Raw genomic sequence first — 8,160 nt, forward strand, 5'->3', positions numbered from 1 at the left:
TGATGTTTTGATAAAAATTATTAAGAATAAAATCAAAAAAAACATTGACTATAAAGATTTTATTAGTAATATATTAGTAGATAAAAAATCCTCCATAGTTCAGTTGGTAGAACGGCGGACTGTTAATCCGTATGTCACTGGTTCGAATCCAGTTGGAGGAGTGTTTTNTGTTGTCTATTTTACTAAATAAAAATTAAAAAAGAGCTAAAACGGAATGTCATCATCAAACTCTATAGATTGCTCCTTATCATCTTCGTTAGAGTGGCTCATCTTCTCGGAGATTTTACCATTCTGATCCCAAACCGCCTTATCTTTCTGAGAATGTAATCCGTCCTGATGATTTAACGAAATTTTAGAACCTAGCATCCTCATCGTTCCACCGATATTTACAATAACTTCAGTGTTATATCGATCTTGCCCATTCTGATCTTGCCATTTTCTCGTCTGTAGAGAACCTTCAATATACACTTGAGAACCTTTTTTTAAATGTTCACCAGAAATTTCAGCAAGCTTACCGAAGATTACAACTCTATGCCATTCTGTACGTTCTTTTATCTCTCCAGTTTGTTTATCTTTCCAGTTTTCAGAAGTTGCTAACGAAAGATTCGCTACGGCATTTCCGTTCGGCATATACCGAATTTCTGGATCATGACCCAAGTAACCGATCAATATTACTTTGTTTATACCTCTGCTAGCCATTTATAAATTACTCCCAACTTAAAAGGTTTTATTATAGTTAACTAAAAATGTGATCAAATCGAAATATACGATCAATCCATTCGAATGTTCTTATTATATAAACATAAGAACGAAAAGTGAAACTCTTTCAACAATTACTGTTCGAAAAACACCAACAAAGTATTGTCATGAAGAAAGAGATAACTTACATAGACTATTTTTAGAAAAATAGTCCTAATTCTAGAATACAAGTTTCGTAAGGTTAAATCAATGTTCTTAAAAATTATATAACCCTCACCTCTCCAACATCACAAAGTATGTTATTAATCCAAGAAATATCTCGAAGATAACGATCATCAGTCTTCACAAATATATCTGGTTTAATCTCTCTAACCAAATCCTCTGGAGTTTTTTCATCAAAAGGAATGATCCAATCTACTGATTTCAATTTAGATAAAACCTCCATTCTCTCTTCCAAAGAATAAACAATAGAACTTTTCATGGCCAACTTTTCAACTGATATATCGCTATTGATCGCAACAATTAAACGATCCCCTAAACTTCGAGCTTTATCTAAAAAACGAATGCAAGAGAAGTGAATTTCATCAAAAAATCCATCGATCATTACAATCTTTTCATTCAAAAGTTTGCAAATGTTTAAAGTTTCTTTCATTTGATCTTTATGAATGATCCCAAAATTTCGAGATCTCCTTCTTGAATAAATTCTTTCCTTTAACTCTCGTATCGACACGCGAGAAGTACTTTTTTTCTCTACAGCGATAGAAGCAGCTACGTTAGATAGGAAACAACACTGATCTAAACTCAATTTCGAAGATGATAAAGATGCCGATAATACTGCGATCACGGTATCTCCTGCCCCAGCAACATTACGTACTTTTTTCGCGAATGAAGGTAGATAGAACTTACTTTATCATATAATAGCAACATACCCTTCTCTGATCTCGTGATTAATATACCTTTTAACGATAAAGTATCGATCATATCAAAACCTTTCTCTTCTATTTCAGAATCGTTTGAACACTTTCCTACAACCGACTCAAATTCTTCTAAGTTCGGGGTAAGTACTGTAGACATTTTATATCTCATAAAATCCTTTCCGTATGGATCCACTAAAATTGGTATCCTGTAATCCTTTACAAAATTAATAATTTTAGATGCTTCACGTAGAGTTCCCTTCCCATAATCTGACAAAACAACAGCTTGTACGAATGGTATGCTCTTTCTTATCCTTTTTAAAACATCTAGCGATCTCAAACTATTTTCTCCTATTTCATCTTCAAAATCTATTCTAGCTAGTTGATAATCTCTAGAAAGTACTCTAAATTTGGTCACAGTTTGATAACTCGAATGTACTATTGGATCGAACGAAATGTTTAATTCGATCAATTTTTTATTAATTATTTCAGAAGATCTATCTTTTCCAATTATTCCAACCAAAAAAACTTTTGCTCCCAACTTAGCTATGTTTGCAGCGACATTAGCAGCTCCTCCTAATTCAGATTGTTTATCCTTTATGTTTATTGTAGGAATAGGGACTTCCTTTGAAATTTTTTCAACCGATCCATACCAATAGTTATCCAAAATAATATCACCAACCACCAAAATACTATTCTTTTTAAAATCAGGTATAGAAAATTTCATCTTCTCCTCTCATAAAATATTTCGTATAGATTATAGAATCAACCGATACATTCTTTAAGAATATCACCACTTCTCACGTTTATCAGATTATATCTCTAATTGTATCCGAGATTCCTCATTCGATAATGGTCACACCATTATTTACAGAATTTTCTATAAAAACCGGTAAAGCTTTTCTAAGTTTTATAAAAACCGTATTGTTGCAAGTAAATGTTATCCAACTTAATAGAACGAAGATATATCGTTATAATCGATAAGATTACATAAAGATGAGAGATTGATAATATTATTTTTCCGACCCTTTATATTTCATATTTCGATTATACAATCACATAGTGATCTTTATTATGAATAAATACGAAAATTTACACATAACTTGACGTGTTCTATAATCAATCTCGGAAAGACACCATTACACATTAGCATCGCAAATATGATGGATCATTAAACAGTTAAGAGATATTCAAAGTTTAGTACATACATTTAATCGTATAATATGAAAGTATACTTAGTCGGAGGGGCTGTGAGAGACCAAATACTTGGTCTCCCTATTTCAGATAGAGATTGGTTGGTCGTAGGAAGTGATCCTATAGAAATGATTCGACTTGGATTTCAGCAGGTTGGAAGAGATTTTCCAGTATTTTTACATCCGATTACCAAAGAAGAATATTCTCTTGCGAGAATCGATCGAAAAATTGGATTCGGTTATACAGGATTTCAATCTTTCAGTTCTCCTTCCGTAACTGTAGAAGAAGATTTATCTAGAAGAGATTTAACGATTAATGCGATTGCCAAAACAACGGAAGGAAGGATAATAGATCCTTTCTCTGGAATACAAGATATCAATAATAGGCTACTGAAACATGTTTCTAAATCTTTCTTGGAAGATCCCATTAGAATTTTAAGAACAGCGAGATTGTATGCAAAATTATCGAAATATCAGTTCACTATCTTTCATGAAACTTGGAAGATGATTAAAGAGATGGCGACTCAAGAAGAAACAAAAACCATTAGTAATGAAAGGATCTGGACAGAAACTAAAAAAGCGCTATCTACTTCTTCTCCACATATGTATTTTAAAATGCTTTTCCAGTGTGGATCTCTATCAACGTTCTTTCCAGAGCTCCAATTTCTTCTAACACAATGTCAAAAAAAATGCTCTAATATTCCATTAATCAATAGAAGGAGATATATTTTTCACGTTTTAAAAAAATCAGCTCTGCTAACGGAAAGAATAGACGTAAGATTCGCTTCTTTATGTAGCAATTTCACCATTTTTTTTTGCAACGAACCAATCCAAGAAAAAAAAATAGGTCACTCGATACGAATGATTGAAAATCTATGCAACAGAATTAGAGTTCCAAACAAGACGAAAAGACTATCCGTTGTACTCGCTAAAGTTCATCTATTCGTTCAAAAAATTGAAAAAATTAAAAGTAACGTAATCATGTACATATTTAATCAGTTAGATGTTTGGAGAAAACCAAAAAATTTAGATCACCTAATTACAGTATGCAAATCACATTATCTGGTTAAAAATGGACTAGAGGTTGAATGCTCTTATCCTAAAGGAGAATTACTTCGAAAGATATTCAAGAGCGTCATTTCAAAAAATTTTTCAAACATCGAATTTAAAAAAATGAAAAAAGAAGAAATACGTAAAAAAATTTTGACGGATAGACTAAAAAAAATAGAAGAAGTTATAAGCTAGAAAAAAGTAAGAAAAACGAACGCACACATATATTAATCTTTCAAACTCCTTTCAATAGAAACTCCAACAACCTTTGCCCTTGGTATAGCGTTTGGTTTAAAAACTGTGATTTTTATCCAACTGCAAAGAAATTGATCAGACAAAATATCTAAAACCTCTCTGGCTACATCTTCTATCAATTTAAAAGAGTTCTTTTCAAGGTAATCAACGATAGTTTCACTTACAATAGTATAATCTAGATAGCAATCTGATTTATTCTGAAATAGAGTTTGATGTACTTTTTGAAATATTTGTACGTCTATTAATAATCTTTGTTTTATTTTCTTTTCCCAGTCATAAACGCCAACTTTCGTAAAAACTGATAACTTTTCAATAAATAGTTTCTTCATAACAAACCAATTTTTTATTAAATTTCAACGATTCCAATCATAACAGAATAAAACAACAATACGATTACCAAACTAAACAATATTTCAATAAGTTTTATAATTCATAATTTTGAATATTCTGATATAGACAAATTTGTATCAATACTTTTTTTTGAAAATATTGGAGAGTTTTCTACTCGATACCTCAATCTTAAAATACCTGAATATGCTATCATCGCTCCGTTATCTGTACAGAATTCAATTTTAGGGAAAAAGACTCTTTTACCCATCTCTTCGATAGAACTTTGTATCTTAGATCTGATATTAGGGTTCGCGCTAACCCCTCCAACGACAACTAAATCACCGATTTTTTTAATGTTTAAAGCTATTTTACATTTATTTATTAATACTTCTATTACAGATCTCTCAAACTCATAAGCTACATCACAAATTTCTTGAAAATCTAATTTTTTTCTTTGAACGATGTTTAGAACACTTGTTTTTAATCCAGAAAAGCTAAAATCCAGTTTATCTGAATTAATCATTGGTCTTGGAAAACGAAATTTTCCAGGATTCCCGCGTCTCGCAAAAGAAGATATCAGTGGACCTCCTGGATACTTCAATCCTAAATATCTAGCAACTTTATCAAAAACTTCACCTACTGAATCATCTCTGGATTCTCCTAACAACTGATAATTTCCAACTGATCGGACTAGCACAATCTGTGTGTTCCCTCCGGAGATTAGAAGACATAAAAAAGGAAAATCTGGACATTCATTTCGACATAACATAACGGAGAAAATATGACCTTCTATATGATGAATAGGAATGACAGGAACGTTCAATGAAAAAGCTAATGATTTTGCAAATACTGATCCAACCAATAACGATCCTGCTAATCCAGGACCAGCTGTATAAGCGATTGCGCTAAACTTTTCTTTGGTCATAGTATTTTTTTTAGTAATAGCTAACTTAATTAAGTTTGATATCTTAACCGCATGTTCTCGAGAAGCTAATTCTGGAAGTATTCCTCCATATCGACTGTGTAGATCATGTTGACTATCAGTTTCATTAAACAACAATCCAAACCTATGATCATAGATCGCAACTCCAGTATCATCGCACGAAGTCTCTATACCAAGAACCATCATAGATATTTTCACCTATACTTGAAATTTAATTAATGAATCATTTGTAAACATATTCTATAATAAGTTCATTAATATGATATAATAAAATTATTTTGTACATTCTACGATAGAATAGAACAGTTTGATTACGATTCGTAACCCTTACTATTCTACTTATTTTTAAACTTTATGGAAAGTCGAACTTATGCCTATAATAAAAGTTAAAGAAAATGAACCATTCGACCTAGCTTTTCGAAGATTTAAACGTTCTTGCGAGAAAGCGGGAATACTTGCAGAAGTACGAAAGAGGGAGTTTTATGAAAAACCTACCACAGTTAGAAAACGAGAAAAAGCTTCTTCTATAAAGAGATATGTAAAAAAAGCAGCAAGAGAAAGTTCAAGAAGACGATCTTTTGTACTATATTCGAATACATCAAGGAGAAATCGATAAAAGATTGTTTGAAACTAATAATNTCATAAACATAGCATGTTTAAGATTAGAAAAATATCAAGTGAATTCGTAAAAGATCTGATCACCACTACAGATATTGTAGAGTTGATTCAAAGTAGTATAAATCTTCAAAAAAAAGGGAAAAATTATGTAGCTCTATGTCCATTTCATCATGAAAACACTCCGTCTTTTACGGTAAGCAAAGAGAAAAGATTCTACTATTGTTTCGGATGTAATGTTCATGGAAACTCAATAGATTTTTTAATAACTTACAAAGGGATAGGATTTATTGAAGCTGTTAAAGAACTTTCTGAAATCAATGGTCTGGATATAGTTTATGAAGATCTCTCAGATTATCACATTCAAAAAGATAACCAGAAATATCGATGTTACCAGATTTTAAAGGGAATAAACGAAGTTTTTGTAGATTCTTGGAAGTATCGTTTGTCTTATGCAGCAAAGAAATATCTGAAAGAAAGAGGTTTAAATCAGAAGATGATAGAACATTTTTCAATAGGTTTCGGATCTTTCCTTGAGAACAAGATGAAAGAAAAACTTGTTCAAATAAATGACTATTTATATCATCTTCAATCGGTTGGAATTCTTAGGGTGGATAAAAAAGGAAAATATTCAAACATGTTTCATAATAGAATAACTTTTCCTATTAGAAACATAAGAGGTGTGGTAGTTGCGTTTGGCGGAAGATCATTGAATTATCTTCACCCGAAATATATCAATTCTCCGGACAGCATCATATTTAAAAAAGGACAATTTCTGTATGGAATATATGAAGTAATAAAAGAATGCTGTAATCCCCCAAAATTACTTGTGGTAGAAGGATATATAGATGTGATATCTCTAAAACAATTTCATATCAACTATGCAGTCGCAATTCTTGGAACATCTTTAACAAAAGACCACATAAAGATGATCTTTAGATTCACGAGTTCCGTAGTATTCTGTTTCGACGGAGATAAAGCAGGATATTCCGCAGCGTGGAGGACATTGAATACAATCATTTCACATATGGAAGATAATCGGCAGGTAAAGTTTATGTTTCTTCCAAAAGGATATGATCCTGATAAGATGATTCGGGAAGAAGGAAAGGCAGGTTTTGAAAGAAGAATAGAAGAGTCTCAGTTACTATCTTCTTTTTTATTTAATAGATTAAAAAAAAGAATAGACTTAAGTAACAACGAAGGAAAAGCAAAGTTTAGTACTTTAGTTTCCCCAATTATTTGTAAGATACCAGGGTATGTTTTCAAGAAGTGCATGTTTAATGAACTTAGTAGAATCATAGGAGTTCCTATAAGAGAAAAAAATACTAAAGGAAATCTTAAAAAAGATTCTATAAGAAATTTCCTTGAAATAAGAAGATCTAACAATCAATCACGAACGATATTGCTCTTGATAAAATTATTAGTCAGGAATCCAAATTTTGCCAATCTGTTTCCAAATTTTAGTATTTCTGGATACAGAGATACGAGACTGTTAGGAACAAAACTTTTTGTAAAGATCTTTGAAACCTGTAGAAATTATCCTAATATTGATACACATCGATTAAAAGAACGTTTTAGAAATGATTTACTATTCAAAAAATTTGAGGAAATTTCAAAAAATTACGATTTTTTCATCGAAAAAGATATCGAAAAGAAAATTTTTGAAGATGCAATACTTCATCTCATTTCTTTTGCGTTAGATAAAAGATTGGATTTTTTGATCTCTAAAGAGAGGAAAATCGGTTTAACAATACAAGAAAAACAAGAAGTTTCGAACATAACTTCTCGAAAGATGAATGATTCATATAAGGTATGCTCAAAAACTTTAAGATATTTTAACTTATAATTTAACTTCATAAATTGATCTTTTAATTCATTAAATTATTGATAGGTATAAAATAAGGATTTATTATGGATCACAACCCTAAATCTCAGCTAAAAATATTAGTTAATAAAGGAAAGGAAAAAGGGTATCTAACTTATTCCGAAGTTAATGATAACCTTCCTGAAGATATAGTAGATTCTGATCAAATAGAAGACATTATTCAAACAATAAACGACATGGGAATTCGAATTACAGAAGAAGTTCCAGACGAAGATGATCTCATATTAACGGATCCAACAAACGGTACGGATGAAGAAACCGTGGAAGCCGCTACCC

The 8,160-nt window shown here is 31.3% G+C and carries 8 protein-coding genes, 1 tRNA gene and 1 pseudogene; 5 read left to right on the forward strand and 5 right to left on the reverse strand.

Annotation, left to right across the window (positions count from 1 at the left end):
- Positions 1 to 88: 88 nt before the first annotated feature.
- Positions 89 to 161, forward strand: a tRNA-Asn gene (locus tag AOQ87_RS00040).
- A gap of 43 nt (positions 162 to 204) precedes the next feature.
- On the opposite strand, the gene ssb is transcribed toward AOQ87_RS00040, so the two are convergent.
- The 3 genes and pseudogenes from ssb to AOQ87_RS00055 form a co-directional block, all read right to left on the reverse strand.
- Positions 205 to 699 carry a single-stranded DNA-binding protein gene (ssb, locus tag AOQ87_RS00045; protein WP_039719598.1) on the reverse strand — a complete coding sequence of 165 codons (495 nt, stop codon included), beginning with the start codon at positions 697 to 699 and terminating at the stop codon, positions 205 to 207.
- 262 nt (positions 700 to 961) lie between these two features.
- Positions 962 to 1,351, reverse strand: coding sequence for an adenylyltransferase/cytidyltransferase family protein (locus AOQ87_RS02645; RefSeq protein ID WP_320408868.1), 390 nt, complete (start codon positions 1,349 to 1,351; stop codon positions 962 to 964).
- Between the two features lie 138 nt (positions 1,352 to 1,489).
- Positions 1,490 to 2,340, reverse strand: a pseudogene (locus AOQ87_RS00055) (bifunctional heptose 7-phosphate kinase/heptose 1-phosphate adenyltransferase); the annotation flags it as partial.
- 496 nt (positions 2,341 to 2,836) lie between these two features.
- Between AOQ87_RS00055 and AOQ87_RS00060 the strand changes: the two are divergent.
- A complete protein-coding gene (locus tag AOQ87_RS00060; RefSeq protein ID WP_039719597.1) occupies positions 2,837 to 4,051 on the forward strand; it encodes a tRNA nucleotidyltransferase/poly(A) polymerase-related protein in 1,215 nt (404 codons plus the stop codon).
- Between the two features lie 32 nt (positions 4,052 to 4,083).
- On the opposite strand, the gene folB is transcribed toward AOQ87_RS00060, so the two are convergent.
- Both folB and tsaD read right to left on the reverse strand, forming a co-directional pair.
- The gene (gene folB / locus AOQ87_RS00065) at positions 4,084 to 4,440 is read right to left on the reverse strand and encodes a dihydroneopterin aldolase (protein ID WP_080626421.1); all 357 of its coding nucleotides are present in this window, start codon (positions 4,438 to 4,440) and stop codon (positions 4,084 to 4,086) included.
- Positions 4,441 to 4,541: 101 nt separating this feature from the next.
- Complete coding sequence (tsaD, locus tag AOQ87_RS00070) at positions 4,542 to 5,570, reverse strand: tRNA (adenosine(37)-N6)-threonylcarbamoyltransferase complex transferase subunit TsaD (protein WP_080626422.1); 1,029 nt, start codon at positions 5,568 to 5,570, stop codon at positions 4,542 to 4,544.
- Positions 5,571 to 5,754: 184 nt separating this feature from the next.
- On the opposite strand from tsaD, the gene rpsU reads away from it, so the two are divergent.
- From rpsU to AOQ87_RS02650, 3 genes are all read left to right on the forward strand, one after another.
- Positions 5,755 to 6,000 (forward strand): 30S ribosomal protein S21, encoded by a 246-nt coding sequence (gene rpsU / locus AOQ87_RS00075; protein ID WP_039719594.1) that lies wholly within the window; start codon positions 5,755 to 5,757, stop codon positions 5,998 to 6,000.
- 36 nt (positions 6,001 to 6,036) lie between these two features.
- Positions 6,037 to 7,845 (forward strand): DNA primase, encoded by a 1,809-nt coding sequence (dnaG, locus tag AOQ87_RS00080; protein ID WP_080626423.1) that lies wholly within the window; start codon positions 6,037 to 6,039, stop codon positions 7,843 to 7,845.
- A gap of 65 nt (positions 7,846 to 7,910) precedes the next feature.
- On the forward strand, positions 7,911 to 8,160 hold a 250-nt coding region (locus AOQ87_RS02650), incomplete at its 3' end, for an RNA polymerase sigma factor region1.1 domain-containing protein (RefSeq protein ID WP_420885305.1).

The organism is Candidatus Riesia pediculischaeffi (genome assembly GCF_002073895.1).
In the GTDB taxonomy this organism is placed as follows: Bacteria; Pseudomonadota; Gammaproteobacteria; order Enterobacterales; family Enterobacteriaceae; genus Riesia; species Riesia pediculischaeffi.

Bases quoted from the DNA above. Each gene is read 5' to 3' on its own strand.
- ssb (WP_039719598.1), bottom strand. From the start codon at position 699: ATGGCTAGCAGAGGTATAAACAAAGTAATATTGATCGGTTACTTGGGT.
- AOQ87_RS02645 (WP_320408868.1), bottom strand. From the start codon at position 1,351: ATGAAAGAAACTTTAAACATTTGCAAACTTTTGAATGAAAAGATTGTA.
- AOQ87_RS00060 (WP_039719597.1), top strand. From the start codon at position 2,837: ATGAAAGTATACTTAGTCGGAGGGGCTGTGAGAGACCAAATACTTGGT.
- folB (WP_080626421.1), bottom strand. From the start codon at position 4,440: ATGAAGAAACTATTTATTGAAAAGTTATCAGTTTTTACGAAAGTTGGC.
- tsaD (WP_080626422.1), bottom strand. From the start codon at position 5,570: ATGATGGTTCTTGGTATAGAGACTTCGTGCGATGATACTGGAGTTGCG.
- rpsU (WP_039719594.1), top strand. From the start codon at position 5,755: ATGCCTATAATAAAAGTTAAAGAAAATGAACCATTCGACCTAGCTTTT.
- dnaG (WP_080626423.1), top strand. From the start codon at position 6,037: ATGTTTAAGATTAGAAAAATATCAAGTGAATTCGTAAAAGATCTGATC.